Below are 26,733 nucleotides of genomic sequence, written 5' to 3'. Positions count from 1 at the left end.
CCGTCTCCTGTGCCCGGTTTGCACTCGGGATTGCATATGTTGGTGAGGCTGCGGGCAGCCGGGATCGTTGAAACGAGCTGGCGGCACGCTTCGCTGCCGATGATCGCCGTCAAGGGCGCACCTAGAGAAGCGGCGTTTCACCAATGGCGGCGAGTAACAGGATCGGGAACTCCGGATCAGCCTGACCGACCGCGAGTGCAACCCATCGGCCGGCGCCCGGATGCCAGACGGACATCCTGCCGCTGAACTGGCTGAGCTCGTTCATCGGCTCAGGCACTGGCGGGCTATCACCCCCCAGGTCACGCCACAGATCGACTACTTCGGGCCGTCCCCAGCGCGACGTCAGTGCGGTCACCAGCGCCTCGAGGGCGGCGGCGATCTCTTCCTCCGCCGCCTGGACGACATCCTCGCTGCGGTCGTCCCAAAAGTCCTGGCTGGCCATCAAGAAGCACAAGTGGCTGCGCTGTCCACTGGAGCGATACCCCTCCCACGTCTCGCTGGCCGGCGCCGCTCGTTCTTCTTCTATCGGAAAAGGGCGGGCCAGTAGACCATCGATAGTGGCGAGTCGGTCTTCCATGGTCATGCGGCAAGGCTAGTGCGGTGACCACGAGCGTTCACCGGGTTGGTTGATCAAGCGGCTCGGGTGGTGGTGGGCCGTCCCCAGCGGCGTTGTTTCTCGCTGGGGATTCGGGCGCGTTCGCGCCGTTGGGCGGCCAGCACTGTGGTCGGCGCCTTTGCGGGTGCGGGTGATGCCCCACAGCTGATCGTCGCCCAGGCTGTAGCAGCCGTGGAAGTAGCGGATGCCGTGGGTGCGCCGGTAGATGGCCGGCAACCGGTCCATGTTCATCAGCGATCGACTCCTTTCGAAGCGGTCCGTCGATACGCTCACGGTTAGTGGGAACACGCTCCGTGACGGAACTTTTCGGGAGTTGCCCAGCGATCATCTGCAGCACCCAGGATGCCAAAAGGTCCGCGAACTCCAGGACGATAACTTCCCGAAGCTCACGGACCTATCGCCGGCGCAGCTAGCGTCGCACGTGCACCGGTACGCCCTTGCCCAGCAGTCCAGGCAGTTCGACCGCCACGTTCATCGGCATCCGCACGCACCCGTGAGACGCCGGGTACAGCGGCACCGACAGCGCGCCGTGGAAGGCGATGCCGCCGTTGAAGAAGATCGGGTTGTACAGCTGCCCCAGGTACGACCGGTGCCAGCCCTTCGCGCGCCACGTCGTCTTGAAGTCGCCCGTGGGCGTGCTGGCCGAGCCGCAGAAGCGCTGCTTCTTGCCCTGCCACGTCGCCGTCTCGCAGTAGGGGACGCCGCTGCCGGAGGAGATGTGGGTGATCAGCTTCACCTCGCCGCCGACGTACAGGACCATGATCTGCTTGGTCAGGTTGACCTCGGCGCGGGTCGGCTGGCCGTTCTTGACCAGGACCTTGGGGGTCCTGGGGTTCTCCAGCGCGGTCCACGTGCGCTTGGCGATCGTGCTGGTCGGCCTGATGCCGTTGACCTTCTGGAACGCCCACACGGCCGTCAGCGTCGAACCGCCGTAGCGGCCGTCGGCCTTGCCCGGGCGGTAACCGAGCCCTCTGAGCCGGTTCTGCAGCCACATGACCGCTTCGCCCTTGGCGCCCAGCTTGAGCGTCCGCTTCGGCGCGGCGATGGCACTCGGTCCCGCTGTGGCGGCCGCCGCGGGAGCCGTCGCCGTGGGCGTTGCCGCAGTGGGCGTTGGCGTGATGGAAGTGATGGCGGGCGCGGCGGCCAGCCGCACCTGGGTCGCGGATGTACCGCACCCCGTCAGGAGTACTGCACCAACCGTCAAGAGAGCAGCCACGCCGGGCAGCCGTCGGTCCCCCACCCCGTACCACCTCTCATACCATGAACATTCGAATCAAAGGACCCTACACCACCACCATGTCCAGGTAATGCAATGGTCAATCTGTTTAGAGTGTGCCCATGTCTGAGAAGTTGCCGGCTAACGCCGTTCTGGTGGAAACCGCCCTCCGCGCGCTGGGCGCCGAGGGAGAGATCATCGTCCTGCCGGAGAAAGCTCCCACTGCGGCCACCGCCGCCGCGCAGGTCGGCTGCGAGGTCGGCGCCATCGCCAACAGCCTCATCTTCGATGCGGACGGCGCGCCGCTCCTCGTGCTGACCAGCGGTGCGCACCGCGTCGACGTCGAGTTGATCGCCCGCACGGCGGGGGTTCTGAAGGTACGGCGGGCGACACCGGAGTTCGTCAGGGCCGCGACGGGCCAGCCGATCGGCGGCGTCGCGCCCGTGGGGCATCCGGCCCCGGTGCGGACGCTGGTGGACAACTGGCTGAGCAAGCACGAGGTCGTATGGGCCGCGGGCGGGCACCCGCTCACTGTCTTTCCCACCACATTCGATGAGCTGGTGCGTATCACCGGTGGTACGCCCGTCGACGTCGAGTAGTGTGCGACGCGTGATCGAGTTTCGCGGGGCGGGCCAGGCGGAGTTCACCGAACGTCTGGACACGGTGATCGACATCTATACCGCCGCCATGCGCCCGCCCACGGACCAGATCACCGGCCGCAAGGCCATCATGCGAAATCACGGCACATATCCCTACTTCCAGTGCTACTTCGCTGAATTGCGTGGCGGCCCGGAGACTCCGGACGCGCCTTCGGCCTTCGCCGAGGTTCCCGGGGCCGGGGTTCCGACGCTGAGTGAGCGCAGGCGGTGGTTCACGGCCTCGGCGCCGGGCACCTCGCCGAGCAACGGGATGGGCGCAGACCCGAACGCTGGAACGCGACACCCCGGCGACGCGTCCAGCCCGAAGATCGTCGGCTTCGCCTACGGTTTCCGGGGCGCCCCGGGCCAGTGGTGGCACGACGTCGTGTTCCGCGCGCTGGAGAGCCGCGCGGGCAGGGAGGCGGCCGAAGCCTGGCTGGGCAACGCGTTCGAACTGGCCGAGATCCACATGCACCCCGACTACCAGGGCAAGGGCATCGGCCGGGCCATGATCACCACCCTGTGCGCGGGCCGCCCCGAACGTTCGGCGGTCCTGTCCACGCACGACCGCCCCACCATGGCCCGCCACCTGTACGCCAGCATGGGCTTCACCGACCTGCTGAGCCCGTTCCTGTTCCCCGGCGGTTACGAGCAGTACGCGATCTTGGGCCGACGCCTCCCCCTGACCTGATCCTCGGGCTATCCAAGAACAGCGGAACGTACCAGCGCGGCTCCCTCCCGTCCGCGACACGATCGACATAATCGAGCTGATCAGCCTGGTCAGGCGGGATACTCGAGGCCACTCCCCCTTCACCGACACCCGTGACACGCCACTCGGCGAGTATGCCGCCGCCCGGGCGTCCGGCAGGAGGAACACATGCGTCTCGTCGCACAGATCGGCCTGGCCGCCACCCTCATGATGAGCCCAGGCGCCCCACTCACCGCTACAGCCGGAGTTACGACGTCGCCGTCCTCCTCAGACGACGGCAAGGGCCCCATTCCCAAGGCGCTGAAGAAGGTCGCGTGGCTCCGTATCCTCCCTGGGAACCCTCGCCAGGCCAGCCATGTCCGGATATTCGTGCACTGCCCCAAGAAGGCCAATCACGCGATCATCGGCTCCACCGCGTTCCAGTTGAAGGGGTCGAGACGTATCTACCGGGAGGTGGGGATGGGATTCTCCGACCGGGGCCTGGGGCACCGCGGCGTGTCCATCTCGTACTACGCCCTGCCGGGGTGGCACAAGGCGCTCCTGAAGTGCGTCAAGGTCACGATCAACAAGAAGACCCGCATCAGCAGGACCCGGGTGCTCGGCCGGGACGCCATCCCCCTCTACGTGCGCAGGTTCAGCATCTGGCAGTACTTCGGCTAGGCCATCACGTTCAGGCAACCGACAGCGGTCTGCATGCGGACGTAAGCCCGCTGTAAGCACGCTACAGGCGACCTGCGCATCAATGGTGACGCAAGCCTTCAACGGGCCCGCACGGTTCACGCCATCACATAGGAGATCCCGATGAACCGCACCATCCGCAGCCTGCTCGGAGTCACCGCCACCGCCGGCCTCCTCGCCCTGGGCGTCCCCGCCCTCAGCGCCGCCGCGAACGCGTCGACCACCTCCACCGCGGGCATCACCAGCGCGACCTTCGAGGGTCTCCGGCAGGCCCAGCCCTTCCTGTTCACGTACACCTTCAACGGCCACCTCAAGGTCGCCGGCGGCAATTTCACCGTCAACCGCCGCGTCTACCTGGCCGTCAAGTTCACCACCGGCCGGGTGGCGTTCGCCAAGTGGGAGATCGCCCGGCCGCACCCCATCACCCCCGGCGGGGCCATCTATGTGGAGACGACGATCGCCGCTCCCTGCTCCGGGTTCAAGAACGGGTACGCCCGCGCGTACGACGAGGCCACCAAGACGTGGTCTCCTCAGCTGCCGGTGGAGATCTGCCAGCGGATCGACTGACCCGGGTCAGCGCGCAGACCACGTAGACGGTCAACAAGGCGCACGTCACGGCGGCAAGCTGGGGAACCTCGTAACCGTTCCCCTGGACAGGCCCCAGCCACGGTCGGCGGTTGGGGCCCACCGGGCTTAGCCGTACAAGAAACTGCTTTTCCGTTGAACGCGCATCACGCGGACAGCGCCTCCACCACCGACAGCCGCTCGAACACCTCTCGCGTCGCGCTCGACCGGTTGAAGGTGATGAAGTGGATGCCCGGCGCGCCCTCATTGAGCAGCCGCTGGCAGAGCTCCACCCCGTGATCGATGCCCAGCCGCCGCACGGCCGCCGGGTCGTCGGCCACCTGCTCGAAGCGGGCCGCCAGCTCGGGCGGGAACGGCGCCCCCGACAGCTGCTCCGACCTGGCGATCGTGCTCATCTGCGTGACCGGCATGATGCACGGGATGATCGGCGTGTCGCAGCCCTGCGCCGCCACCCGGTCGCGTAGCCGCAGGTAGTCGTCCGCCTGGAAGAACATCTGGGTGATCGCGTAGTCGGCCCCCGCCCGGCACTTACGGACGAAGAAGTCGGTGTCGGACTCGATCGACGGCGAACGCGGGTGTTTGTACGGGAACGCCGCCACGCCCACGCAGAAGTCGCCCACCTGCCGGATCAGCCGCACGAGCTCCTCGGCGTAGAGGACGCCCTCAGGATGCTGCACCCACTCCCCCGTCGGGTCACCCGGAGGGTCGCCCCGCACGGCGAGGATGTTGCGCACCCCCGCGTCCGCGAAGCGGCCGATCAGGTGGCGCAGCTCGCGGATCGAGTGGTTGACGGCGGTGAAATGCGCCACAGGAGTGAGCGTGGTGTCGTGGGCCAGCCGTTCGACGATGTCGACCGTGCGGTCACGGCTGGAGCCGCCCGCCCCGTACGTCACGGACACGAACGTCGGCCGCAGCGACTCCAGCTCCCTGATCGCCCGCCACAGCTGCCGCTCCCCCTCATCGGTCTTCGGCGGGAAGAACTCGAAGGAGAACGACCGTGCACCGGAGGCGAGTAGCTCGCGGACGGTGGGGACACGATCGGGCAGGATGGAGGGTCGACCAAGCGCCATGGGAACCAGGCTACCGCCACATGCCCCGTCCCTGGAGATCCGCCTTCGCTGCCTGACCACTAGTCTCAGTGCTATGACCACTGACGCCGCGAGCCTGGACGCCCTGCGTACCGAGGTGGACGCCGCGCTGCGGAAGTTCGTCGAACGGCAGCTGCCCGCCCCCGGCGACACCGAACTCGAACCACTCCGCGCGGCCGCCGACGACCTGCTGTCCGGCGGCAAGCGGCTGCGCCCGGCCTTCTGCTACTGGGGCTGGCGTGGCGCGGGCGGCACCGACGTGCCCGAGATCTTCACCGCCGCCGCATCGCTGGAGCTGCTCCAGGCCAGCGCCCTGGTGCACGACGACGTGATGGACCGGAGCGACCTGCGCAGGGGTATGCCATCGGCGCACCGCCGCTTCCAGGCGATCCACGAGAAGTCGGGCTGGCACGGCTCGGCGGAGCAGTTCGGCGAGGGCGCGGCGATCCTGCTGGGCAACCTGCTGCTGATCTGGTCCGGCGAGATGTGGCGCAGCAGCGGCCTGCCGCCCGAGTCGCTCGCGGCGGCGCAGCCGGTGCACGACCACATGCGTACCGAGCTGATGTGCGGCCAATACCTCGACCTGCTGGAGCAGGCGCACGGCGAGAACACCTTCGAGTCCGCCCTGCGCGTCGCCCTCTTCAAGAGCGGCAAATACTCCGTCGAACAACCGCTCCGCCTCGGCCTGGTGCTCGCCGCCGGCAGGCTGGCGCCGTGGATGGACGAGCTCTGCATGGAGTACGGCCGGCGCGTCGGCATCGCGTTCCAGCTGCGTGACGACATCCTGGGCGTGTTCGGCGACCCGGCGCAGACCGGCAAGCCGGCGGGCGACGACCTGCGCGAGGGCAAGCGGACGATGCTGGTCGCCAGGACGCTGGCCGCGGCCTCGCCCGGCGACGCCGAGACCGTGCGCGCCCTGCTCGGCGACCCGGGGCTCGACGAGCACGGGGTGAGCGTGCTGCGGGGCATCATCGAGGGCACGGGGGCGCTGCGGGAGTGCGAGGACATGATCGGCGACTACCTCGGCGAGGCACTGACGTTCCTCGGCAAGGCGCCCATCACGCCGGAGGCCCGCGCGGCCCTGTCGAGCCTGGCGGTGGCCGCCACCTCACGCACCACCTGACCCCGGCGACCGCACGAAGGACGCGCGGAATCAGTTGGCCAGGCGCTTGGCGAACTCCGCTGCCGCCGCGCCCGGATCGTCGGCGTCCGTGATGGCGCGTACCACCACGACCCGTTCGACCCCGTACGACCTGACCTCGTCGAGGTTGGCCAGATCGATCCCGCCGATCCCGAACCACGGCCGCCCGCCGCCGAGCGACGCCGCGTGCCGCAGCAGCGACGGCCCCGGCGCGTGGCGGCCCGGCTTGGTCGGCGTGGGCCAGACGGGACCGCAGCAGAAGTAGTCGACGCCCTCCTCCACGGCCGCGGCGGACGCCTCGGCGGTGGAGTGGGTGGACCGTCCGATGAAGACGTCGTCGCCGAGTATCTCTCGCGCGACCTTCACCGGAAGATCGTCCTGCCCCAGGTGGAGCACGTCGGGCCGGGCGGCGTAGGCGATGTCGGCCCGGTCGTTGACCGCCAGCAGCCTGCCGTGCCGGTCGCAGGCGTCGCGGAAGACCTCGAGGAGCGCGAGCTCTTCGCGCGCCTCAAGCCCCTTCTCCCGCAGCTGGACGATGTCCACGCCGGCGGCCAGCACCGCGTCGAGGAAGTCCGCCAGATCACCGCGTTCGCGGCGGCCGTCTGTGCAGAGGTAGAGGCGGGCGTCAGAAAGCGAGGGCTTGGGCACGCCGCTTGACCTCGGTATGACGACCGGCCTTGATGGCGTCGACAGGCGAGCCGGGCAGGGAGTCGTCGGGGGTGAAGAGCCACCGGAGCGACTCGACATCGTCGTAACCGGAGTCCCGCAGCACCGAGAGGGTGCCAGGCAGGCCCTTCATCACGTCCTTTCCGTCAAGGAACACCGCGGGCACTTGAGGCCCGCCACCACCCCGGCGTACACCCAGCAGCTTGCGGTCCTTGAGGAGTTGCTTGGCCCGCCCCATGGAGAGGTCGAGGCGCGCGGCCACTTCGGGGAGAGTGAGCCACTCGGCGACGAGTTGGTCGGTCTCCCGGTCGATCTGCGCAACAGAAAGCGTCACGAAACCACAACTACCACATGCCGTGCTTGCTCAAACAACACAATCCCGTAGGGAGACGTCGGGATCTACCAGGCGTTCGGCGTCTACGCGGTGGCCGCCTTCGATGATTCTGCGGCCCTGTACGAGATCCCGTGGCCGATCCACGGCGAGGACCGCAGCGAGAGTGTCGTCCGAATTGAGCCAGCAGGCCGACCATTTGCCTTCGAGCTCGCCCCGGTAGAGGAGGCGGTCTCCGGCCGGGTGGTGGCCCGCGTACTGGACCATGTGGCCGAACTGCTCGGACCAGAAATAGGGCACCGGGTCGTACACCGAATCCCCGCCCAGCAGCGTGACGGCGGCCACCTCGGGTGAGTTGAGCGCGGCGTCCCAGTGCTCGACCCTGAGCCGGGTCTGGAAGCGGCGCGACCACCAGGCGGCGCAGTCGCCCACCGCCACGACGTTCGGCAGGGAGGTGCGCATGTGTTCGTCGGTGATGACGCCGTTGTCCAGGTCGATGCCGGAGCCCGCCAGCCAGCCGACGGTCGGGCGCACCCCGACGCCGGTGACGACGACGTGCGCCTCGATGAAGTCGCCGTCGGCCAGGGTGACGCCGCCCTCGTCCACGGAGCCGACCAGGGTGTCGAGCCGCAGGTCGATGCCCTCGTACCAGCCCTGGGTGCGGGCACCGATCTCGGGCCCGACCGCCTGGGCGAGCGGGGTGGGGCCGGCCTCGATCACGGTCACCTGGCAGCCGGCCCGGCGGGCGGCGGTGGCCACCTCGGCGCCGATCCAGCCGGCGCCGATGATCACCACGCGGGCGCCCTTGACGAGCCGGGCGCGCAGCTCCAGAGCGTCGTCCAGGGTGCGCAGCACGTGCTGCTGGCCGTCGCCGGGCAGCGTGATCGGATCGGCTCCGGTGGCGATGACCAGACCGTCATAGCCGAGCTCGCCCTCGGAGGTCTCGACGACGCCCGGCCGCAGCGACTTGGCCGAGACGCCCGGCCAGAAGTCCACCTCCAGCACCGCGAGGTCGGCGTCGACGAAGCTGGAGTCACTGCTGCCGGACAGGACCGCCTTCGACAGGGGCGGGCGGTCGTAGGGCCGGTGCCGTTCCTGCCCGATGAGGGTGATCCTGCCGTCGAACCCTCTCGCGCGGAGCGCCTCGACACTACGTACGCCCGCCAGTCCGGCGCCTGCCACCACGACATGATTCACGCTCAAGACCATAACGGGGGCCGTGCCGCATCGTCGCGCCGAGGCCGTAGGCTGGGGACGTAAGACGCGCGGGAGTCCGGCCGTTTACCGGGCTGAGAGGAAGGCTGCACCGGGCCTTCGACCGCAAGACACCTGATCCGGATCATGCCGGCGAAGGGAGCGGATATGGACATCGTCGTAGGCGGCGGGATCGTCGGGCTGTCCATCGCCTGGCGCCTGGCCCGCTCCGGGCGTTCGGTCACCGTGGTCGACCCGGCTCCGGCCTCGGGGGCCTCGCACGCGGCGGCCGGCATGCTGGCCCCGGTGAGCGAGGTCACGTACACGGAGGAACCACTGCTCCGGCTGGGCCTGGCCGGCCTGCGCCGCTGGCCGTCCTTCGCCTCCGAACTCGCCGCCGACGCCGGCCTTGACGCTGGTACGGGCCTTGGGGCTGGTACGGCTGGTACGGAACTTGGGGCTGGGACGGGACTTGGCGCCGATGCCCGTGTCGACAGGCCTGGGGCGGATGGCAGCGAGCCCGGCGGGTCGAAGGCTGGCGGCAGCGGGTCTGGGGAGGCCGTGAGTGGGCTCAGCGACGCGGCGCGGGCCGGGCTGGACTTCCGGGTCGATGGGACGCTCGCCGTGGCGTTCGGGGCCGACGATCTGGCGGCGCTCGGGGAGCTGGCCGCGTTCATGGAAAAGTTGGGGCTACCGGTCGAACGGCTGACCGGGCGCGAGTGCCGCCGCCTGGAGCCCATGCTGGCGCCCTCCGTCCGTGGCGGGCTGCTGGCCCGGAGTGACGCGTGGGTGGACCCGCGCCGCGTCACCACCGCACTCCTGGCCGCCCTCGAGCGCCTGGACGTCCCGCTCGTACGGGCTCGCGTGAGCGACCTGCTCCGCGACGGCAACCAGGTCGTAGGCGTACGCCTCACACCCCCGGACCGGCCACCGACCCCGGACCGATCGCCCGTTTGGAGCGGGTCACCCACTCTGGACCAGGAGTCGGCCCGACGCACGCCCCATGCCCACCAGCCCTCGGGCGAGGACCCCATGCGACCTGCGCCTCCGATCGGCGAGCCCGCCATACCCGTGGGCGGCCTCACCCAGGCGAACGTGCCCGACGAGATCCGGGGCGAGCGGGTCATCCTGGCGGCCGGGGCGTGGAGTGCTGGGCTGGTCGATGTCCCGGTGCGGCCGGTCAAAGGGCAGATCATGCGGCTGCGTTCCCCCCAGCCGCTGCTTGGCAGGTGCGTGCGCGGGACGGTGCACGGGGCGTCCGTCTACCTGGTGCCGAGGGGTGATGGGGAGCTGGTGGTCGGGGCGACGCAGGAGGAGCTGGGGTTCGACACGAGGGTGACGGCGGGCGGGCTGTACGAGCTGCTGCGGGACGCCCGCGAGCTGGTGCCGGGCGTCACCGAGTTGGAGGTGGCCGACGTGGAGGCGGGGTTGCGGCCGGGCACTCCGGACAACGTGCCGCTCATCGGGCCCAGTGGCACACCGGGACTGGTGCTGGCCACCGGGCATCACCGGGGCGGGGTGCTGCTGGCCCCGCTCACGGCGGCCATTGTGCTGGGCGAGGAAGGCGAGCTGGCGGAGCTGTGCTCGCCGCTGAGGTATCGGGATATTTCATGAATGTGACCATCAACGGGGCCGCGCATGAGGTGCCCGACGGCACCACCGTGGCGCAGGCCGTACTCACTCTGACTGCGGCCACGACCGGCGTGGCCGTGGCCGTGAACGACGAGGTGGTGACGCGGAGCGCCTGGGAGACGACGGCGCTCGGCGACAGCGACCGCGTGGAGGTTCTGACGGCGGTGCAAGGTGGATGATCTGCTGATCGCCGGGGAGAAGTTCTCCTCCCGGCTCATCATGGGCACCGGCGGCGCGCCGTCGCTGGAGGTGCTCGACCACGCGCTGGTCGCGTCCGGCACCGAGCTGACGACCGTCGCCATGCGGCGGCTCGACCCCGGTGCGCCCGGCTCGGTGCTCGACATACTGCGCGAGCGCGGCATCAAGGTCCTCCCCAACACCGCCGGCTGCTTCACCGCCGGCGACGCCGTGCTGACCGCCCGGCTGGCCAGGGAGGCGCTCGGCACGAACTGGGTCAAGCTCGAGGTCATCGCCGACGAGCGGACGCTGCTGCCGGATCCGATCGAGACGTTCGACGCGGCCGAACGGCTGGTGGCCGACGGGTTCGTGGTGCTGCCGTACATCGGTGACGACCCGGCGCTGGCGCGCCGCCTGGAGCTGGCGGGGTGTGCGGCGGTGATGCCGCTCGGCGCGCCGATCGGCTCGGGCCTCGGCATCCGCAACCCGCACAACATCGAGCTCATCGTCGAGGCGGCCTCGGTGCCGGTGATCCTCGACGCGGGCATCGGTACGGCCAGCGACGCCGCCCTGGCCATGGAACTCGGTTGCGACGCCGTACTCCTGGCCACGGCCGTCACCCGGGCACAGCGGCCGGACCTGATGGCGACGGCCATGAGAGCGGCGGTCCAGGCGGGCCGGCTCGCCCACCAGGCGGGCCGCATCCCCCGCCGCCGCTACGCGGAGGCCTCCTCCCCAACGGGCCCGTAGCCCCGGGCCCGGACCACTGACCCGCAGGCTCACAGACCCACAAACCGCCGACCCACAAACCGCGGGCCCGTAGACCGCGGGCCCGTAGACCGCGGGCCCGTAGACCCAACACCTCGTCGGCGGTCTTCCGCTCGGACTGCGCATCCGAACCTCGGCGCGCCCCCCGGCGGCCGCAGCATCAGACCGGCGCCCGACGGTGCCCGGCCGGGCCACGGTCTTCCGTCCGGATGGGGAGCCGCTCGAACACCCGGCAGCGCCCGCAGACCTCACGCCCGCAGACCTCACGCCCGCAGACCTCACGCCCGCAAACCCCACGCCCGCAAACCCAACCGCCCGCAGGCCGAGGCCCGCCTGGGAGTGGCGGGACGTCGGTGCCTTATGTCCGGATTAGGCGGAAAATGAGGGCATTCCATCGAGCACGGCTCGGCATCAGTTTCGGATGGTCAGGCCTTGCCAGTGGCAAAACGCCCGTAAACTCAGCGGGGTGGACACGACGACTGCGGACCCCCTGGTCGGCCGGCTGCTCGATGGGCGCTATCGCATCGAGTCCCGGATCGCGCGGGGCGGTATGGCGACCGTCTACCTGGCGCTGGACGTCCGGCTTGACCGCACGGTCGCGCTGAAGGTCATGCATCGCTCGCTCGCCGAGGACCCGGCGTTCGTGCGGCGATTCATCGGCGAGGCCAAGTCTGTGGCCAGCCTCTCCCACCCCAACGTGGTGCACGTCTTCGACCAGGGCACCGACACCGACGTGGTCTATCTGTCGATGGAGTACGTCCCCGGCAAGACGCTCCGCGACACCCTGCGCGACCGGGGCAGGCTGCCCGCCCGCGAGGCGCTGGAGATCATGATACCGGTGCTCGCGGCCTTGGGCGCGGCCCATCAGGCCGGGATGGTGCACCGCGACGTCAAGCCCGAGAACGTGCTGCTCACCGACGACGGCCGGGTCAAGGTGGTCGACTTCGGCCTGGCCCGGGCGATCGAGGCCACGAACCAGACCCGTACCGGCGTGATGATCGGCACGATCGGCTACATGTCGCCCGAGCAGGTCATGACGGGCGGCGCCGACGTGCGGAGCGACGTCTACGCGGCGGGCATCATGCTGTTCGAGCTGGTGACCGGGCAGCAGCCCTACGACGGCGAGACGCCGATGTCGGTGGCCTACCGGCACGTCCATGACACCGTGCCGCCGCCGTCGTCGGTGGTGCCGGAGGTGCCGCCGCTGATCGACACGCTGGTGACGCACGCCACGGCGCGCTCCCCCGACGACCGTCCCGCCGACGCGACCGCGATGCTGGTGGCGGCCGTGGACGCGCACCGCATGCTGCCCCGTACGACGACACCGCCGGCGCACACGCGCACGTCCGGGGCGCACTCCATGCCGTACTCCGCGCCGAGCTCCAGGCCCGGCACCGCGCCGCTCCAGATGCCTCAGGCGGCGGCGAACCACACGTTGATCCAGCCGCGCGAGGAGGTGCCCGCGCGGCGCGCCGGTTTCCGGCCCAACTGGTTCCTGGTCGCGCTCGCCGTCGTCATGGTGGTGGCGGTGGCGCTGACGGGCTGGTACTTCTCGCAGGCCACGTACGTACCGGTGCCCGACCTCGTCGGCAAGGACCTGGCGGTGGCCCAGAAGGCCGCCACCACCAGTGGCTTCAAGGTGAAGACGGCCCCCGGCGAGAACGACGAGAAGATCGCCGAGGGCCTCGTGCTCCGCACCGACCCGGGACGGAACGTCGAGCTCGAGCGCGGCGCGGTCCTCACGCTGGTGCCCTCGCTGGGGCCGAAGCGGGTGCTGGTGCCCAACGTCGAGGGCATGACCGAGCCCGAGGCCCGCACCGCGGTCGCCAAGGCCGGGCTCGACGTCAATCGCGTCAGCCGGCTGGCCAACCAGGGGGTCGAGCGCGGCAAGGTGATCCGCACCTCCCCCGAGGTGGGCGAGAAGGTCAAGGAAGGCTCGAAGGTCAACATCTACGTCAGCGCGGGGCTGGTCATGCCCGACGTCGGCGGCATGCCCAAGGACGAAGCGGCCAACTACCTCCAAACCCAGGGCTTCCAGGTGCAGGTCAACGAGGTCGACGACGACGCCGAGCCGTGCACGGTGATCGCACAGACGCCGAAGGCCAAGTCCGAGGTCGACCAGGGCGCACAGGCCATGATCACGGTGGCCCGGTGCCAGACCGACTTCTGGGACTGGTTCAAGGGTGACAACGAGGCGCGGGACGACCAGGAGTTCCAGCTCGTCCCGTCGGTGGTGGGGAAGAACGTCAACGACGCCCGCAACGAGTTACAGGGGCTCGGCTTCAAGGTGCAGGTCCGCAAGCTCACGAAGGACGGAGTCGTCCGGTTCCAGCGCCCGGCGGGCAACAGCGAGCGCCCGCCCGGCGCGACGGTCGTCCTCTGGCAGTGACCTCGGCGGCCGGTCAGGCGAGGTTGCCGTGGAGCCGGACCCTCGCCAGGCCGCCGTCGGGGTAGATGTCGACGCGCACCCGCGTGACCGGCTCGTCGCCCTCAAGGCGGAACCGGTGCGGGGTGTCGGGCTGCAACCGCGTCCTGGCCAGCAGCCCGACCTCACGCTCACCGTCGTACCCGGTCAGTGACACCCATCCGGGCGCGTTGAACAGCAGGTTCGTGGTGTCGATCTCGGCGAGCCTGATGATGCCGCGCGCGGCGAGCCGGATGACCAGCCACTCGTTCCCCTCCTCGCGCCGCCGCGCGGTCTCCCAGCCCTCCGCCTGGTGGCGGGCCAGCCCGGGGGCGAGGACGTTGTCGGGGGCCGAGTAGAACTCGTTGGAGCAGGCGATGACCCGGCCCCCGTTCGCCAGGGCGGCCAGGTCGAGGCTGAGCCCGTCGTACAGGGACAGATCCGGCCGGACCTCACCGTGCACGCGTAGCCGCGCGATGCCGCCGTCGGGGTACATGTTCAGCCGGACGTGCGTGTAACGGGATTCGTCGGTCACCTCGAAAGCGTGCTCGGCGTCGCCTTTGAGGTCGCTCCTCGGCACGATCTCCGCCCACGCGGCCTCGGCGAGCTCGGCGGGCGACGGGTAGCCGTCCACGGCCACCGCCTCGACCGAGGCGTGAGGCGGGTAGTTGCCCTTGAACCAGGCCGTGTCGATCACCACGCCGCGCACGACACCCGGCAGGCCGAGCCGGACGATCGCCCAGTCGTGGCCGGGCTCGCGGCGGCGGCGGGTCTCCCAGCCGTCGTAGACCTGGCCCTTGTTGCCGAACGTCTCCGCCTGGAAGCCGGGCCGTCCCGGCCGGATCAGGCTCTCCTTCTCGGCGAACGACTCGTCGCTGGCGGCGACGACCGACCCGCCGAGGGTACGGAGCGCGAGGTCGGGCAGCGCGGTGAAGCGGGGCATCTACTGCTCTCCAAACAGGAAGGTTCCGTGCGGTACACCGTCGGCGGGCCGGCCGCGGAGCCAGGTGGTGAGGACGGCGCCCTTGAGGAGGTGGCCGTGGTACGGCGTCACCGGGTTCTTGTGGTGCAGCCGGGCCGCGTCGACCGTGTTCACTCCCGTGGGATCAAACGCCACCAGATCAGCGTCATTGCCCACCTTTATCGCGCCCTTTCGGGAAATATGGGCCATTGCCGCTGGTTGGGTGGACATCCAGCGCACCACGTCCGCCAGCCCGTGACCGCGACGCGACGCCTCGGTCCAGACGGCCGGCAGGCCGAGCTGGAGCGAGGCGATGCCGCCCCAGGCCGCCGCGAACGAGGGCACCTTGAGATCCGCCGGAGAGGGCGAGTGGTCGGAGACCACGCAGCTCAGCACGCCGCTCGCCAGCCCGTCCCAGAGCCGGTCGCGATTGGCGGCGGAGCGGATCGGCGGGCAGCACTTGTAGGCGGTGTCGCCTTCGGGCACCTGTTCGGCGGCCAGCGTCAGGTAGTGGGGACAGGTCTCGGCCGTGACGCGCACCCCTTCGGCCTGCGCGGCGGCCAGCGGCTCCAGGCAGTCGGCGCTGGAGACGTGCAGGATGTGCACCCTGGTGCCGGTCTCCCTGGCCAGCCGGATCACCTGCTCGACCGCGCTGCGCTCGGCCGCGCCCGGCCGGGAGTCCACGAACTCCCGGTACGTCGGGCCCACCGGCTCGGCGAGCAGCGCCGGGTCTTCGGCGTGTACGACCATGAGGCCGTCGAACCCGGCGAGCTCCGTGAGCGCTGACCGTACCTCCGAAGGACTCAACGGCGGGAACTCCTCCACGCCCGACGGCGACAGGAAGCACTTGAAACCGAAGACACCGCGGTCGTGCAGCGGGCGCAGGTCCTTGACGTTGCCGGGGACCGCCCCGCCCCAGAAGCCGACGTCCACGTGGCACTGCCCGGCGGCGGCGCGCAGCTTGGCGTCGAGCGCGTCCACCGTGACGGTGGGCGGGAGTGAGTTGAGCGGCATGTCCACGATCGTGGTGACCCCGCCCGCCGCGGCCGCCCTGGTCGCCGAGGCGAACCCCTCCCAGTGGGTGCGGCCCGGCTCGTTGACGTGCACGTGGGTGTCGACCAGGCCGGGCAGCAGCGCGAGGTCGCGCAGGTCGATGTCCTCGGCCGCCGCGAGCGCGTCGTCGTACGCGCCGATCGCGACGATCCGACCGTCGCGAACGGCCACCGAAGCGGCCCGCTCGCCGTCGGGGGTGACGGTCCTGCGCGATCGGACCACGAGGTCGTAGCCGGTCATGTGCGCCCCTTCCTGGTCAAAGGTCCTGGTCGCAGCGGTCACGGGCGGTCACAGGCGGTCGGCGGCGAGCTTGGCGGCCAGGCGTTCGAGGAGCGGGCCGGCGTCGGCCATGCAGCGGACCGTGTCGGGTTCCAGGTCGGTGAGCGCGTAGGCGGCCTCGATGCCCGCCGCCCGGAGCTCGGCGTCGGACAGGGTACGGCGGCCGCAGACGGCGACCACGGGCACCCCTGCCCGGGCGGCCGCCTGGGCGACGCCGATGGGGGCCTTGCCGCGCAGCGACTGCTCGTCCAGCGAGCCCTCACCGGTGACCACCAGACGGGCACCCTTGACGTGCTCCCCGAACCCGAGCAGATCGAGGAGGTAGTCGATGCCCGGCTGAACCTCGGCGTGCAGGAACGCCAGCGCGGCGAACCCCACGCCGCCCGCGGCTCCCGCGCCGGGCGCCCCGGCGACGCCCATCGGGCGGGGCACGTCGTCATGCTCGACGGCGCCCGCGAGTCCGTGCGTACGCGTGGCGACGGCGGCGAGGCGGCTGAGCGCGCGCTCCAGGACCGGCACGTCCTCCAGGGTCGCGCCCTTCTGGGGCCCATAGACGGCCGCGGCGCCGTGCGGGCCGAGAAGCGGGTTGTCGACGTCGCTGGCCACCACCACCTCAACGCCCGACAGATCCGTGAAACCGGTGATGTCGATGCGGTCGAGCCTGCTCAGGGCCGCTCCGCCGTACTCGAGCTCGTCGCCCTGAGCGTCGAGGAAGCGGGCGCCGAGAGCCTGCGCCATGCCCGCGCCCCCGTCGGTGCAGGCGCTGCCGCCCAGGCCCAGGACGACGCGCTTGGCGCCCTGGCGGATCGCGTCGGCGACGAGCTCGCCGGTGCCGTAGCTCGTGGCGGTGAGCGGCTCGTGGCCGCCGGGCAGGCGGCGCAGGCCGGACGCCTCGGCGAGCTCGACGACGGCCGTGTCCCCGCGCCGCGCGTACGAGGCCTGGATCGGCTCGCCCGTCGGCCCGGTGACCTGGCGGGAGATCCGGGTGAAGCCGCAGGCCACGACGGCGTCCACGGTGCCGTCGCCGCCGTCGGCGACGGGCAGCTCGACCGTCGGGACGCCGAGCCCCGCCGACACGTGGGCCGCCACCTCGGCGGCGGTCAGCGACCCCTTGAACTTGTCGGGGGCAACGAGCACATGCTCAACCACTACGAACTCCCACACGGTGACGAACGGCGAACGACCCCGCCTCCGGGGAGGCGCGACGATTCATCATCACATCCCGGCGAGCGGCGACTCGAACTGGCGTCGGGTTCCGGCCCTGCTCGCCTCCGACGTTCCGGGCCCTCGGCTGCTCGCGGCGCGGGCGACCCGCGCGCCCCAGTCGGCCCGCAACTCGCCCCGGGCGACCCGCGCGCCCCGGGCCGCCCGCACGCCAGGGGCCAGCGCGCCCTGAGCGGCCTGCGCGCCCCGGGCGACCCTACGCCGCACGCCCCACGCGACCCTCACACCCCACGCGACCCTCACACCCCACGCGAGCATCACACCACGCGACCCTCACGCCTCACGGGACTCTCAGGCCCCGGACGACCCGTGCGCCCTGGACAGCCCGCGTGGCCTGGACGGCCTGCGTGGCCTCGACGGCTGAGGAGACGAGGGCGAGTGCGATGCCCATCAGCGCGCACAGCCCTATCGCGGCCCGCGCACTACACGGTCCCGCCGACCAAGCCGCCGCGAGCCCCGCCGCGGCGAGCTCCGGAGCCCGCAGGGCGTCGTTACGAGTGGACCTCCTTGGCGGCGGTGATGCCGCGTTCCTCGGCCAGCCGGGTCAGGCGGTGGTGTGCCTGGGCGCCCGCGCGGCCGGTGGCGTCGTGGGCGACGGTCCGGAGTTCGTCGTTCTCGACGACCGTCTCGCCGCCGACCAGCAGGCGGGCCAGTGGCGGTTGGCGGGTGGCGAAGACCAGGCGGCAGACCGGGTCGGTCACGGCCGTGGCGAAGGGTTCGTCCACCCGCCACAGCGCGATGTCGGCGAGTTTGCCTGCTTCGAGCGTGCCCAGTTCGTCCTGGCGGCCGAGGTTGCGGGCGCCGCCGAGTGTGGCCAGTTCGAGCGCCTGCCTGGCCGTCAGCGCGCCGGGGCCGTGCACGGCCCGCTGGAACAGCAGCGCCTGGCGCATTTCGCCGGACAGCGTGGTCAGCTCGGAGGAGGCGCTGCCGTCAACGCCGAGACCGACGTTCGCGCCGCGGCGCAGCATCTCCGACACCCTGGCGATTCCGGCGCCGAGCCGGCCGTTCGACGAGGGGCAGTGCGCGGAGCCGGTGCCGGTGGCGGCGAACTTGCCGATGTCCGCGTCACTGAGGTGCACGGCGTGCGCGAACCACACGTCGGGGCCGAGCCAGCCGAGCTTCTCCATGTACTCGACGGGCCGCATGCCGAACTGCTCGCGGCAGTGCTCCTCCTCGTCCAGCGTCTCGGCCAGGTGGGTGTGCAGGCGCACTCCCCGGTCCCTGGCTAGGGCGGCGGCCTCGGTCATCAGCTCGCCGCTGACCGAGAACGGCGAGCAGGGCGCCACCGCGATCCGCAGCTTCGAGGAGAACGAGGGGTCGTGGTAGGCGTCGACGGCCTCGGCGGTGGCCGTGAGGATCTCGTCGAGCTGCTCGACGACGACGTCCGGGGGCAGGCCGCCCTGCGACTCGCCCCGGTCCATGGAGCCGCGTGCCGGGTGGAAGCGGATGCCCAGCTCGCGCGCCGCCTCGATCTCGGCGGCGAACAGGTCGCCACGGCCCTTCGGGAAGACGTAGTGGTGGTCGCTGGAGGTGGTGCAGCCGGACAGGGCCAGGTGACCGAGTCCCGCGCTCGCGGCGCCCCTGACGACCTCGGCGTCCATGGCGGCCCACACCGGGTAGAGAGCCGTCAGCCACTCGAACAGCGTCGCGTCCTGGGCCAGCCCTTGCGAGGCCCACTGGTAGAGGTGGTGGTGGGTGTTCACCAGGCCGGGCGTGGCCAGGCAGCCGGTGCCGTCGATCCGGGTGGCCGCCGGGGTGGCGGGCGCCTCGGCCATCGGGCCGACGCCGGTGATCCGATCACCCTCGATCCTGATATATCCGGATCGGATCTCGGGCCCGGCGACGGGCGCGATGTAGACGTTGTCGATCTGCACCGACCCCGACTGCACCGACCCCGACTGCGCGGGGCCGGACTGTCCAGGGCCGGGCTGCGTCGGAGGCGTCACCTGGTCGCCGCCTTTCGCGAGGCCGCGAGCCGTACCGCGTCCAAGATCTTCTCGTAGCCGGTGCAGCGGCACAGGTTGCCCGCGAGCGCCTCGCGGATCTCCGCGTCGGACGGCTGGTCGACGCGTGCCAGCAGGTCGTGCGTCTGCACGATCAGGCCGGGCGTGCAGAAGCCGCACTGCACGGCGCCGCTCTCGACGAACGCCTCCTGCACCGGGTCGAGCCGGTCGCCGTCGGCCAGGCCCTCGACGGTACGCACCTGGCGGCCCTCGGCCTGACCGGCGGCGACCAGGCAGGCGCAGACCGGCGTGCCATCGAGATAGACCGTGCACGATCCGCATTCGCCCTGCTCGCAGGCGTTCTTGGAGCCGGGCAGGCCGACCCGCTCGCGCAGTACGTACAGGAGGCTCTCGCCCTCCCACACGTCGTCGGCGCACTCCTCGCGGCCGTTGACGGTGAAGGTGACACGCATCAGGCGGCCCTCTTTCCTCGGTAGTCGTTCCAGGCCCAGGTCAGCGTGCGGCGGGCCATCACACCGATCGCGTGCCTGCGGTAGTCGGCGGTGCCGCGCACGTCGTCGATCGGCGCGGCGGCCTGGGCGCACAGCTCGCCGAACCGCGCCAGTACGGCGGGGTCGAGCCGGGCGCTCCAGTCGAGTTCGCGGCGCAGGAACTCCTCGGCCGCGAACGCCCGGCGCGGCGTCGGCGCGGCCGAACCGAGGCCGGTGCCGACCCGGCCCTCGCCGGGATGCAGCGCGACCGCGAACGAGCAGACCGCGATGACCATGGCGTTGCGGGTGCCGACCTTGGAGAAGTACTGGGGGCCCGCGGCGGGTTCGAGGTGGACGGCCCTGATCAGCTCGTCCGGCTCCAGCGCGGACCGCTTGACGCCCAGGTAGAACTCGTGCGCGGGGATCATCCTGACACCGCGGTCTCGCGACTCCACCTCGATCACCGCTCCGGCGGCGAGCAGCGGCGGGTGGCTGTCGCCCGCGGGTGAGGCCGCGCCGAGGTTCCCGCCGACCGAGCCGCGGTTGCGGATCTGCGGCGAGCCGACCGTCCGCGACGCCTGCGCCAGGCCCGGCAGCGGGCCGCCGAGCTCCTCGATGATCGTGGTGTACGGCACGGCGGCCCCCACCCGGTAGCGGCCGTCCTCCAGGGACCAGGTCCGGAGCTCGGGCACCCGGGTCAGGTCCAGCAGCGCCACCGGCCGGCGCACGTCGAAGTTGATCTCCACCATCACGTCGGTGCCGCCCTGGATGGGCACCGCCTCGGGCTGGTCCGCCTTGGCGGCCAGCGCCTCGTCCCATGTCGTGGGGCGAAAGAATTCCATCGCTCTACTCCCAGGCGAATGCGGCGTCGGGGGCGTCCTCGCGGAGTACGCCGCCCTCGATCAGGCCATAGGGGCGGTCGGCCGCGAAGTAGACCTCGTTGTCGTTGTCCAGGCCGAACGGCGACAGGTCCACCAGGAAGTGGTGCTTGTTAGGCATCGCGAACCTGATCTCGCAGACCTCGCCACGGGTGTCCAGTACCCGTTTTCCCATCGCGTACAGCGTCTGCTGCAGCGACAGGCTGTGCGTGTCGGCGAACGCCTCGAGCAGGCAGCGCCGTACCTCCTCGTAGGACTTGCCGTAGGCGGACCCTTCGGCGCCGTGGCGCCAGCGGGCGGCGACGGCGGTGGCGAGGACGCGGTCGGTGGTCGGCGGGAGCGTGGTGTACTCGTCCTGGATGTAGCCGTGGAACTCCGAGCCCGTCGAGTTGAGGACGACCAGGTCCTTCAGGCCGGAGACCACGGTGGTGCGGCCGTCCCGGTCGTGGTGGACGACGCAGGTGCGCACCTCGCCGCCCTTGCGGGCGAAGGAGTGCGGTCGGTCGCCGGAGATCCGCTCCCAGGCGTACTCCTCGATCTCCACCCTGGCGTGGTGGATCGGCGGCTGCGACTCGACGAAGTGCCGGGCCAGCAGCAGCGCGAAGTCCTCGATCTGGTCGACGCCGTACTGCTTGGCGAAGGCGTAGACGGTGTTCTTCTGCGAGTCGGTCGGCAGGACGGTGGCGTTGTCGCCGGTCAGGTGGACGGCCTCCATGTCGCCGGAGAGCGAGGAGCTGACGGTGACGTCCTTGAGGTGGTGTACCTCGCCCTCCCGGACGACGCGGACGAGCCTGGTCTCCGCCTTGCCGTAGCGGTTGGGACCCAGGATGACGTCGGGCACGTTTAGCTCCCTCGGTAGGTGGAGTACGCGAACGGGCTGAGCAGCAGCGGCACGTGATAGTGCGCTGCCGGGTCCGTCACCGTGAAGGTGATGACGACCTCGGGGTAGAAGGTGTCGGCCAGGTAGGCGCCGGTGTCGAAGACCACGCGGTTGACGCCGGGCCCGGGGTTCCAGCCCTTGATCCGGCCGTCGGCGTCGGTGCGGCCGTCGGCCACGACCTCGCCCGCGTGCTCCAGCCGTACGGCGACTCCTTCGGCGGGGCGGCCGGTGACGGCGTCCAGGACGTGTGTCGAGAAGCTCATCAGGACCCCTCCAGCAGCTTGACCAGCCGCAACTTGGTGATCTTGGCCAGTTCGTCGCGGACGGTCTCGCGTTCGGTCTCCTCGTCGTTGCGGAGGCGTTCGCGTAGCCGGGCGAGCATCTCGGCGCCCGTCAGGCCGGTGGCGCAGATCAGGTAGACGTGGCCGAAACGGTCCTCGTACGCCCGGTTGCCCTCGGCCAGCTCGGCGCGCGTGTCGTCCTCGACCCCCGACTGCTCCTGCCTGGACCAAGCGCCGGCGGCGCGCTCCCCGATCCTGGGGTGCGCGCTGAGCGCTTCGAGGACGTCGGGCCAGGCCAGGCCGCGCACGGCCGCGTCGGCGGCGGCGGTGAGCCGATCCGGGTCGCGGTAGGGGCGCTGGGCCGCGACGGACTCGGCGAAGGCACGGGAGGCGCAGCAGGCGAGCAGCTCCGCCGCGACATCGTCCCGGGCGTTGAACTCGGCCAGGCCGGTGAGCGTCTTGGGCATAGCAGCAGTACACACATCCGCGTGCTGCCCGGTCCATCCGCAAGAACTCTCAAGCGGCCCAGCGATTGGCTATGACTTTTCGTGTCATGCTCCAACTTCCAGGCCCAGCCCAGCCCGGTGCGCGGCCCGCCTAAACTGGTAGGCATCATGACCCCAACCTCTCTCATCGGCGGACACGTCTCCGTCACCGGCGGCCTGGCGACGGGCGGTCTGGCGTACATGGCCGAGATCGGCGCCGAGATGATCCAGGTGTTCGTCACCAATCCCCGCGCCTGGGCGCTCACGGCGGGCAAGCCCGACCAGGACGCCGCGCTGGCCGAGTCGGGCGTCGACACCTTCGTTCACGTTCCCTACCTGGCCAACTTCGGCTCGCCCAACGCCGAGACGCTGGCCGGTTCCGTGGCGCTGGTCCGCCACACGCTGCGACGCGGCGTCGAGATCGGCGCCAAGGGGGTCGTGGTGCACACGGGCTCGGCGGTGACGCAGCCGCGCGAGGACGCGCTGCGCCAGTTGCGCGAGCACCTGCTGCCGCTGCTCGACGAGATCCCCGACGGCGGCCCCGACCTGCTGCTGGAGCCGATGGCGGGCCAGGGGGCGATGCTCTGCGCCACGGTGCAGGACCTGGAGCCCTACCTGGAGACGCTCGACTGGCACCCGCGAGCCGGCATCTGCCTCGACACGTGCCACGCGTTCTCGGCCGGGCACGACCTGGTCGCGGCGGGCGGGGTGAAGGAGACGTTCGACGCGCTGCACGAGATCGCGCCGGGGCGGCTGAAGCTGATCCACGCCAACGACTCCAAGGACGCGTGCGGCTCGAAGAAGGACCGCCACGAGAACATCGGCGCCGGGACGATCGGCGCCCAGCCGTTCGCCGACCTCATGCGCCACCCGGCCGTGGCGGGCGTCCCGATCTGCATCGAGACCCCGGGCAAAGCTGACAAGCACCGCGAGGATATAGAAACGCTGAAGAAGCTCCGCGACGGTTAACCACCTTTTGCTTTTACGGCCAGCCCGGTGAGCCCCACCCGCCATACGTGGCCGGGCCCCGTCCAGGGGCACGCTCCTGCGGTTCATGGGGCTGGGCGCCGTGACGTGCGCACTCTTGGCCGTCTGGGTGGTATTTCCTCGTGCACGTGTCGGGACGCCCGCTCTCGCGATCCGGCCGCCCCCGTTAGCCGGATCGCGGTCCTTCCGCGGCCACAGCGGGCGTCCCACACGTGCTCGGCAGGCGGGCCCTGCCCCCCGGTAGAGGGCCCGACAGCCGTGGTGACCAGGAAGGTCACCGTGGATCCGGCGCATCAGTCCAAAGCAGTGAGCCTTGCGGCTCGTCCCCCCGATGCGCCGGGTGGCTTCCGATGCGCAAACACTACGGTCGCGATCTTGCGGGCGAACCCCAGTTTACGGACAGCTCGTCGAACGGTATGTAGTCATCGCCATACGGAGCGTAGAGCTACGATGAACGGCCGGTCCGACACGACGAGCGGTCGATTCCGGGGCCCCGCGCGCTCGGGCACGATGGCCCTCCGGCCCGCCACGGAGCCGGCCAACCCGGTTGACCAGGGAACTCGCGCCCATCACGAAGAAACACCCCGCGCCGCGAACGGCGCGGGGGGCCGTTCACACTCCCCGCGTTCACGCCCACCCCGGCCGAGGGGGTCGGGCGGGCGGAACGGTCAGGAGATGGCGCCGCGGTGCTGGCGGACCAGCTGCTCGCGCACCTGGCGGCTGTGCCGCCTGCTCACCTGGAGCGTCTCGGTGCCGACGGTCAGCATCACCCGGCCGCCCTCGAATCTGAGCTCGCTCACGTGCCGCGCGGAGACGAGAGTGCTCCGGTGCACCCTGATGAACCCGGCGTCCGCCCAGCGGCGTTCCAGCGCCGCCAGGGACATGCGTACGAGGTAGCTGCCGTCCACCGTATGGAGGCGCACGTAGTCGCCCTTGGCCTCGGCGAACCAGACCGCCTGCTGCGGAATGAACCGGGTGATCCCGCTCAGCTCAACCGGGATCACATCGTCGAGCCCCGGCTCGGGAAGCGGAGACACGGCCACCTCCAGCCGGCGCACCGCCTCGGCCAGCCGTTCGGCCCGGACCGGTTTCAGCAGGTAGTCGACGGCCTCCAGCTCGAACGCCCGCACCGCGCACTCCTCATGCGCCGTGACGAACACCAGCTTGGGCGGGCTGGGGAAGCCGCCGACGAGCCTGGCCAGGTCGAGCCCGTCCATGCCCGGCATCCTGATGTCGAGGAACACCCCGTCGAGCCGCTCGCCGGCCCCGATCATCTGCACCATCCCCTGCAAGGCGGCGACACCGTCGCTCGCGGTCGTGACCCGCTCCACCCTGGAGTCCTTGCGGAGCAGGTAGGCCAGCTCTTCCAGGGCGGGCACCTCATCGTCGACGGCCAGCACACGCAGCATGACCTCAACGCTGCCTTAATAACGCTGAGGTCACAAGCGACTTGCGAACGCAGCGCGAATAATTGACTACAGAGGGCTAAGGCGCGTCTTGGGCACGCGGAGCCGCACCGTGGTGCCCGAACCCAGTGCCGTCTCCACGACCAGCCCGTAGCCGTCGCCGTAGATCTGGCGCATCCGCACGTCCACGTTGGCCAGGCCGATGCCGTTGCCCTCGCGCCTCGGGTCGTCGTCGAGCACCCGCCTGGCGTGTTCGGGATCCATGCCGGTGCCGTCGTCCTCGACCGTGATGTGCGCCTCCGGCCCGGCGTCGCGGGCCACGACCCGTACCTCGCCGGTGCCGCCGCGGCTGCCCATGCCGTGCTTGATCGCGTTCTCCACCAGCGGTTGCAGGCACAGGAACGGCACGGGCACCGGCAGCACCTCGGGCGCCACCTGCACGCTGAAGCGCAGCCGGTCGCCGAAGCGCGCCCGCTCCAGCAGCAGATAGCGGTCGACGCAGGTCAGCTCGTCGGCCAGGGTGGTGAAGTCGTGCGCCCTGCGCAGCGCGTATCGGGCGAAGTCCGCGAAGTCCAGCAGCAGTTCGCGGGCCCGCGCCGGATCGGTGCGGACGAAGGAGGCGATCGTGGTCAGCGCGTTGTAGATGAAGTGCGGCGAGATCTGCGCGCGCAGGGCCCGCATCTCCGCCTCCAGCGCGCGCCGCCGCGAGGTGTCGAGCTCGGCCAGCTCCAGCTGGCCCGACACCCACCGGCCGACCTCGGCGACGGTCCGCACCAGCGCCGCGCTCACCTCCTGGTCGAAGGCCGCCAGCGTGCCGACGAGCTTGCCCTCGACGAGCAGCGGCACGACGACCGCGCCGTACGGCTCGCCGGCGAACACCTGGGCCCGCCCGGACGCCAGCACGGTCCTGGCGTAGGTGAGCACCTCGTCGGTGCACGGCCCGTCCCAGGCCAGCGCCGCCTCGGTCGAGGTGATCGCGACGGCGTACGTGCCGAGCAGGGCGTGCAGATGGCGTACGGCCTTGCGGGCCGAGTCGCGGTTCAGGCCGGCGCGCAGCGAGGGGGCCGCCAGCGCGGCGATGTGCAGCGCGGTGAACGTCGCCTCGTCCTTCCAGTCGCCCGCGGGAGGCTCAGCCGGCTCGGGCGGCCCCGGACGCCCGCGCGACAACCGGGCGACCGCATAGCCGAGGAAGAAGGTCAGGCAGGAGAGCACCACGCACGCGGTGGTCGACATGCGGGCAACCGTAGCCAACAACGGACCGTGTTCGGGGGAAAACCCTACGGAGGGCCTTCACCGGGTTCTTCCTGGTAGGAGTAGCGTTGCTCGCGCCAGGGATCGGCCACGTTGTGGTAGCCGCGTTCCTCCCAGAAGCCCCGGCGATCTTCGAGAAGATACTCGATGGCCCGCACCCATTTGACGCTCTTCCACGCGTACAGATGGGGCACGACAGCCCGTACGGGGAAGCCGCGCTCGGCGCTGATCGGCTTGTCGTCCAGTTCCATGGCGAACAGCGTGTCCGGGGCGATGAAGTCGGACATCCGGATGTTGGCGCTGAAGCCGTACTCGGCCCAGATCATCACATGCCGCACACCCGGGTCGGGCGGCGCCGCCGCGACGATGGTCGCCGGGCTCACGCCCCGCCATTCGTTGCCCATGATCGAGAACTTGGTCACGCAGTGGAAATCCGCGATCACGTCGGTGCGCGGCAGGCTCTCGAACTCCGGCCAGGTGAAACGGTGCTCCGCGCCCGAGGCGGTGGCTCCGAAAACGCGGAAGTCCCAGCTGTCGGGCCGGAACTGAGGCACCCTGCCGTAGTGGATCACCGGCCGGCCGCGCGGGACGTACTGGCCCGGAGGCAGGCGCGATTCCTCCACGTACACTCCCCTCGCCGGTTTCCGTGGTCTTGGGCCATCCTGCCACCGGCCCGTGCGTGCCTCGCGCCCGGGTGCGGTGCGGTAGCATCGGGTCCATGCGTAACGCGTTCCTGTTTTGGTATGGCGACGGACCCGAGTCCGTTCGCCA

The 26,733-nt window shown here is 70.8% G+C and carries 30 protein-coding genes and 1 riboswitch; of the genes, 10 read left to right on the top strand and 20 right to left on the bottom strand.

Translation table 11 applies throughout. The features are described from left to right. Positions 1-121 precede the first annotated feature (121 nt). The 3 genes from KME78_RS30610 to KME78_RS30600 form a co-directional block, all read right to left on the bottom strand. Positions 122-583: a hypothetical protein gene (locus tag KME78_RS30610; protein WP_219532850.1), complete on the bottom strand. Its 462-nt coding sequence runs from the start codon at positions 581-583 to the stop codon at positions 122-124. Positions 584-592: 9 nt separating this feature from the next. Next, positions 593-847 carry a hypothetical protein gene (locus KME78_RS68465; protein ID WP_246652106.1) on the bottom strand — a complete coding sequence of 85 codons (255 nt, stop codon included), beginning with the start codon at positions 845-847 and terminating at the stop codon, positions 593-595. 178 nt (positions 848-1,025) lie between these two features. After that, on the bottom strand, positions 1,026-1,820 hold the full coding sequence (locus KME78_RS30600; protein WP_246652101.1) for a L,D-transpeptidase family protein: 795 nt from the start codon (positions 1,818-1,820) through the stop codon (positions 1,026-1,028). Between the two features lie 134 nt (positions 1,821-1,954). Between KME78_RS30600 and KME78_RS30595 the strand changes: the two genes are divergently transcribed. The 4 genes from KME78_RS30595 (at position 1,955) to KME78_RS30580 (ending at position 4,424) form a co-directional block, all read left to right on the top strand. Further along, positions 1,955-2,431 carry a YbaK/EbsC family protein gene (locus KME78_RS30595; protein ID WP_219532849.1) on the top strand — a complete coding sequence of 159 codons (477 nt, stop codon included), beginning with the start codon at positions 1,955-1,957 and terminating at the stop codon, positions 2,429-2,431. Between the two features lie 10 nt (positions 2,432-2,441). Next, entirely contained in the window at positions 2,442-3,161 is a 720-nt protein-coding gene (locus KME78_RS30590; protein WP_308127194.1) for a GNAT family N-acetyltransferase, read from the top strand. A gap of 186 nt (positions 3,162-3,347) precedes the next feature. After that, positions 3,348-3,839, top strand: coding sequence for a hypothetical protein (locus KME78_RS30585; protein WP_219532848.1), 492 nt, complete (start codon positions 3,348-3,350; stop codon positions 3,837-3,839). A gap of 141 nt (positions 3,840-3,980) precedes the next feature. Then, positions 3,981-4,424: a hypothetical protein gene (locus tag KME78_RS30580; RefSeq protein WP_219532847.1), complete on the top strand. Its 444-nt coding sequence runs from the start codon at positions 3,981-3,983 to the stop codon at positions 4,422-4,424. Positions 4,425-4,588: 164 nt separating this feature from the next. Here KME78_RS30580 and metF read toward each other — a convergent pair whose 3' ends face one another. Continuing rightward, a complete protein-coding gene (metF, locus tag KME78_RS30575) occupies positions 4,589-5,512 on the bottom strand; it encodes a methylenetetrahydrofolate reductase [NAD(P)H] (RefSeq protein WP_219532846.1) in 924 nt (307 codons plus the stop codon). 73 nt (positions 5,513-5,585) lie between these two features. On the opposite strand from metF, the gene KME78_RS30570 reads away from it, so the two are divergent. Continuing rightward, positions 5,586-6,653: a polyprenyl synthetase family protein gene (locus tag KME78_RS30570; protein WP_219532845.1), complete on the top strand. Its 1,068-nt coding sequence runs from the start codon at positions 5,586-5,588 to the stop codon at positions 6,651-6,653. 30 nt (positions 6,654-6,683) lie between these two features. Here the strand turns inward: KME78_RS30570 and thiE are convergent, their stop codons facing one another. The 3 genes from thiE to KME78_RS30555 are packed head-to-tail and all read right to left on the bottom strand — an operon-like array spanning position 6,684 to position 8,865. After that, positions 6,684-7,319, bottom strand: coding sequence for a thiamine phosphate synthase (thiE, locus tag KME78_RS30565; RefSeq protein ID WP_219532844.1), 636 nt, complete (start codon positions 7,317-7,319; stop codon positions 6,684-6,686). Beyond that, a complete protein-coding gene (locus KME78_RS30560; protein WP_219532843.1) occupies positions 7,297-7,671 on the bottom strand; it encodes an Rv2175c family DNA-binding protein in 375 nt (124 codons plus the stop codon). Before KME78_RS30560 ends, thiE begins: the two co-directional genes overlap by 23 nt. A 30-nt stretch (positions 7,672-7,701) precedes the next feature. Beyond that, the gene (locus tag KME78_RS30555; RefSeq protein ID WP_308127193.1) at positions 7,702-8,865 is read right to left on the bottom strand and encodes an NAD(P)/FAD-dependent oxidoreductase; all 1,164 of its coding nucleotides are present in this window, start codon (positions 8,863-8,865) and stop codon (positions 7,702-7,704) included. A gap of 58 nt (positions 8,866-8,923) precedes the next feature. Continuing rightward, a riboswitch (TPP riboswitch) is annotated at positions 8,924-9,041 on the top strand. Here KME78_RS30555 and KME78_RS64800 point away from each other — a divergent pair. The 4 genes from KME78_RS64800 (at position 9,031) to pknB (ending at position 13,828) form a co-directional block, all read left to right on the top strand. Next, positions 9,031-10,476, top strand: a complete 1,446-nt coding sequence (locus KME78_RS64800; protein ID WP_246652098.1) for an FAD-dependent oxidoreductase — start codon at positions 9,031-9,033, stop codon at positions 10,474-10,476. It overlaps the preceding riboswitch by 11 nt. Continuing rightward, complete coding sequence (gene thiS / locus KME78_RS30535) at positions 10,473-10,673, top strand: sulfur carrier protein ThiS (RefSeq protein ID WP_219532841.1); 201 nt, start codon at positions 10,473-10,475, stop codon at positions 10,671-10,673. The genes KME78_RS64800 and thiS overlap by 4 nt, the downstream gene beginning before the upstream one ends. Further along, positions 10,666-11,421 (top strand): thiazole synthase, encoded by a 756-nt coding sequence (locus KME78_RS30530; RefSeq protein ID WP_219532840.1) that lies wholly within the window; start codon positions 10,666-10,668, stop codon positions 11,419-11,421. The genes thiS and KME78_RS30530 overlap by 8 nt, the downstream gene beginning before the upstream one ends. 484 nt (positions 11,422-11,905) lie before the next feature. Then, the gene (gene pknB / locus KME78_RS30525; RefSeq protein ID WP_308127192.1) at positions 11,906-13,828 is read left to right on the top strand and encodes a Stk1 family PASTA domain-containing Ser/Thr kinase; all 1,923 of its coding nucleotides are present in this window, start codon (positions 11,906-11,908) and stop codon (positions 13,826-13,828) included. 13 nt (positions 13,829-13,841) lie between these two features. Here the strand turns inward: pknB and alc are convergent, their stop codons facing one another. From alc to uraD, 10 genes are all read right to left on the bottom strand, one after another. Continuing rightward, the gene (alc, locus tag KME78_RS30520; protein WP_219532838.1) at positions 13,842-14,786 is read right to left on the bottom strand and encodes an allantoicase; all 945 of its coding nucleotides are present in this window, start codon (positions 14,784-14,786) and stop codon (positions 13,842-13,844) included. Then, the gene (allB, locus tag KME78_RS30515) at positions 14,787-16,097 is read right to left on the bottom strand and encodes an allantoinase AllB (RefSeq protein ID WP_219532837.1); all 1,311 of its coding nucleotides are present in this window, start codon (positions 16,095-16,097) and stop codon (positions 14,787-14,789) included. A 48-nt stretch (positions 16,098-16,145) separates the two neighbouring features. Continuing rightward, on the bottom strand, positions 16,146-17,285 hold the full coding sequence (locus KME78_RS30510; protein WP_308127191.1) for a glycerate kinase: 1,140 nt from the start codon (positions 17,283-17,285) through the stop codon (positions 16,146-16,148). 66 nt (positions 17,286-17,351) lie between these two features. Then, complete coding sequence (locus KME78_RS30505) at positions 17,352-17,567, bottom strand: hypothetical protein (protein WP_219532836.1); 216 nt, start codon at positions 17,565-17,567, stop codon at positions 17,352-17,354. A 284-nt stretch (positions 17,568-17,851) separates the two neighbouring features. Then, positions 17,852-19,228 (bottom strand): 8-oxoguanine deaminase, encoded by a 1,377-nt coding sequence (locus KME78_RS30500; RefSeq protein ID WP_219532903.1) that lies wholly within the window; start codon positions 19,226-19,228, stop codon positions 17,852-17,854. 74 nt (positions 19,229-19,302) lie between these two features. Continuing rightward, on the bottom strand, positions 19,303-19,776 hold the full coding sequence (locus KME78_RS30495) for a (2Fe-2S)-binding protein (protein WP_219532835.1): 474 nt from the start codon (positions 19,774-19,776) through the stop codon (positions 19,303-19,305). Next, a complete protein-coding gene (locus KME78_RS30490) occupies positions 19,776-20,636 on the bottom strand; it encodes an FAD binding domain-containing protein (RefSeq protein WP_219532834.1) in 861 nt (286 codons plus the stop codon). Before KME78_RS30490 ends, KME78_RS30495 begins: the two co-directional genes overlap by 1 nt. A 4-nt stretch (positions 20,637-20,640) precedes the next feature. Next, complete coding sequence (gene pucL, locus KME78_RS30485) at positions 20,641-21,513, bottom strand: factor-independent urate hydroxylase (protein WP_219532833.1); 873 nt, start codon at positions 21,511-21,513, stop codon at positions 20,641-20,643. A gap of 2 nt (positions 21,514-21,515) precedes the next feature. Next, the gene (uraH, locus tag KME78_RS30480; RefSeq protein ID WP_219532902.1) at positions 21,516-21,818 is read right to left on the bottom strand and encodes a hydroxyisourate hydrolase; all 303 of its coding nucleotides are present in this window, start codon (positions 21,816-21,818) and stop codon (positions 21,516-21,518) included. Continuing rightward, complete coding sequence (gene uraD, locus KME78_RS30475) at positions 21,815-22,300, bottom strand: 2-oxo-4-hydroxy-4-carboxy-5-ureidoimidazoline decarboxylase (protein WP_219532832.1); 486 nt, start codon at positions 22,298-22,300, stop codon at positions 21,815-21,817. The genes uraH and uraD overlap by 4 nt, the downstream gene beginning before the upstream one ends. Before the next feature lie 147 nt (positions 22,301-22,447). On the opposite strand from uraD, the gene KME78_RS30470 reads away from it, so the two are divergent. Beyond that, positions 22,448-23,287, top strand: coding sequence for a deoxyribonuclease IV (locus KME78_RS30470; RefSeq protein ID WP_219532831.1), 840 nt, complete (start codon positions 22,448-22,450; stop codon positions 23,285-23,287). A gap of 686 nt (positions 23,288-23,973) precedes the next feature. Here KME78_RS30470 and KME78_RS30465 read toward each other — a convergent pair. The 3 genes from KME78_RS30465 to KME78_RS30455 all read right to left on the bottom strand — a co-directional run bounded on the left by KME78_RS30465 (position 23,974) and on the right by KME78_RS30455 (position 26,585). Beyond that, positions 23,974-24,714, bottom strand: coding sequence for a LytR/AlgR family response regulator transcription factor (locus tag KME78_RS30465; RefSeq protein ID WP_219532830.1), 741 nt, complete (start codon positions 24,712-24,714; stop codon positions 23,974-23,976). A gap of 66 nt (positions 24,715-24,780) precedes the next feature. Continuing rightward, positions 24,781-25,944 (bottom strand): sensor histidine kinase, encoded by a 1,164-nt coding sequence (locus KME78_RS30460; RefSeq protein ID WP_219532829.1) that lies wholly within the window; start codon positions 25,942-25,944, stop codon positions 24,781-24,783. 44 nt (positions 25,945-25,988) lie between these two features. Beyond that, entirely contained in the window at positions 25,989-26,585 is a 597-nt protein-coding gene (locus KME78_RS30455) for a molybdopterin-dependent oxidoreductase (protein WP_219532828.1), read from the bottom strand. Positions 26,586-26,733 lie beyond the last annotated feature (148 nt).

It is taken from the genome of Nonomuraea guangzhouensis (genome assembly GCF_019396345.1).
Lineage (GTDB): Bacteria > Actinomycetota > Actinomycetes > Streptosporangiales > Streptosporangiaceae > Nonomuraea > Nonomuraea guangzhouensis.
The sequence above is the reverse complement of the archived record's forward strand: the minus strand, read 5'-3'. Positions and strand labels throughout refer to the sequence as shown.

What these genes read in the sequence shown, in the direction of transcription:
- KME78_RS64800 (WP_246652098.1), top strand. Translation starts at nt 9,031, where the DNA reads ATGGACATCGTCGTAGGCGGCGGGATCGTCGGGCTGTCCATCGCCTGG.
- KME78_RS30465 (WP_219532830.1), bottom strand. Translation starts at nt 24,714, where the DNA reads ATGCTGCGTGTGCTGGCCGTCGACGATGAGGTGCCCGCCCTGGAAGAG.
- KME78_RS30490 (WP_219532834.1), bottom strand. Translation starts at nt 20,636, where the DNA reads ATGGAATTCTTTCGCCCCACGACATGGGACGAGGCGCTGGCCGCCAAG.
- KME78_RS30610 (WP_219532850.1), bottom strand. Translation starts at nt 583, where the DNA reads ATGACCATGGAAGACCGACTCGCCACTATCGATGGTCTACTGGCCCGC.
- alc (WP_219532838.1), bottom strand. Translation starts at nt 14,786, where the DNA reads ATGCCCCGCTTCACCGCGCTGCCCGACCTCGCGCTCCGTACCCTCGGC.
- KME78_RS30570 (WP_219532845.1), top strand. Translation starts at nt 5,586, where the DNA reads ATGACCACTGACGCCGCGAGCCTGGACGCCCTGCGTACCGAGGTGGAC.
- KME78_RS30595 (WP_219532849.1), top strand. Translation starts at nt 1,955, where the DNA reads ATGTCTGAGAAGTTGCCGGCTAACGCCGTTCTGGTGGAAACCGCCCTC.
- KME78_RS30585 (WP_219532848.1), top strand. Translation starts at nt 3,348, where the DNA reads ATGCGTCTCGTCGCACAGATCGGCCTGGCCGCCACCCTCATGATGAGC.
- uraD (WP_219532832.1), bottom strand. Translation starts at nt 22,300, where the DNA reads ATGCCCAAGACGCTCACCGGCCTGGCCGAGTTCAACGCCCGGGACGAT.
- KME78_RS30460 (WP_219532829.1), bottom strand. Translation starts at nt 25,944, where the DNA reads ATGTCGACCACCGCGTGCGTGGTGCTCTCCTGCCTGACCTTCTTCCTC.
- KME78_RS30495 (WP_219532835.1), bottom strand. Translation starts at nt 19,776, where the DNA reads ATGCGTGTCACCTTCACCGTCAACGGCCGCGAGGAGTGCGCCGACGAC.
- KME78_RS68465 (WP_246652106.1), bottom strand. Translation starts at nt 847, where the DNA reads ATGAACATGGACCGGTTGCCGGCCATCTACCGGCGCACCCACGGCATC.
- thiS (WP_219532841.1), top strand. Translation starts at nt 10,473, where the DNA reads ATGAATGTGACCATCAACGGGGCCGCGCATGAGGTGCCCGACGGCACC.
- KME78_RS30580 (WP_219532847.1), top strand. Translation starts at nt 3,981, where the DNA reads ATGAACCGCACCATCCGCAGCCTGCTCGGAGTCACCGCCACCGCCGGC.
- allB (WP_219532837.1), bottom strand. Translation starts at nt 16,097, where the DNA reads ATGACCGGCTACGACCTCGTGGTCCGATCGCGCAGGACCGTCACCCCC.
- metF (WP_219532846.1), bottom strand. Translation starts at nt 5,512, where the DNA reads ATGGCGCTTGGTCGACCCTCCATCCTGCCCGATCGTGTCCCCACCGTC.
- KME78_RS30470 (WP_219532831.1), top strand. Translation starts at nt 22,448, where the DNA reads ATGACCCCAACCTCTCTCATCGGCGGACACGTCTCCGTCACCGGCGGC.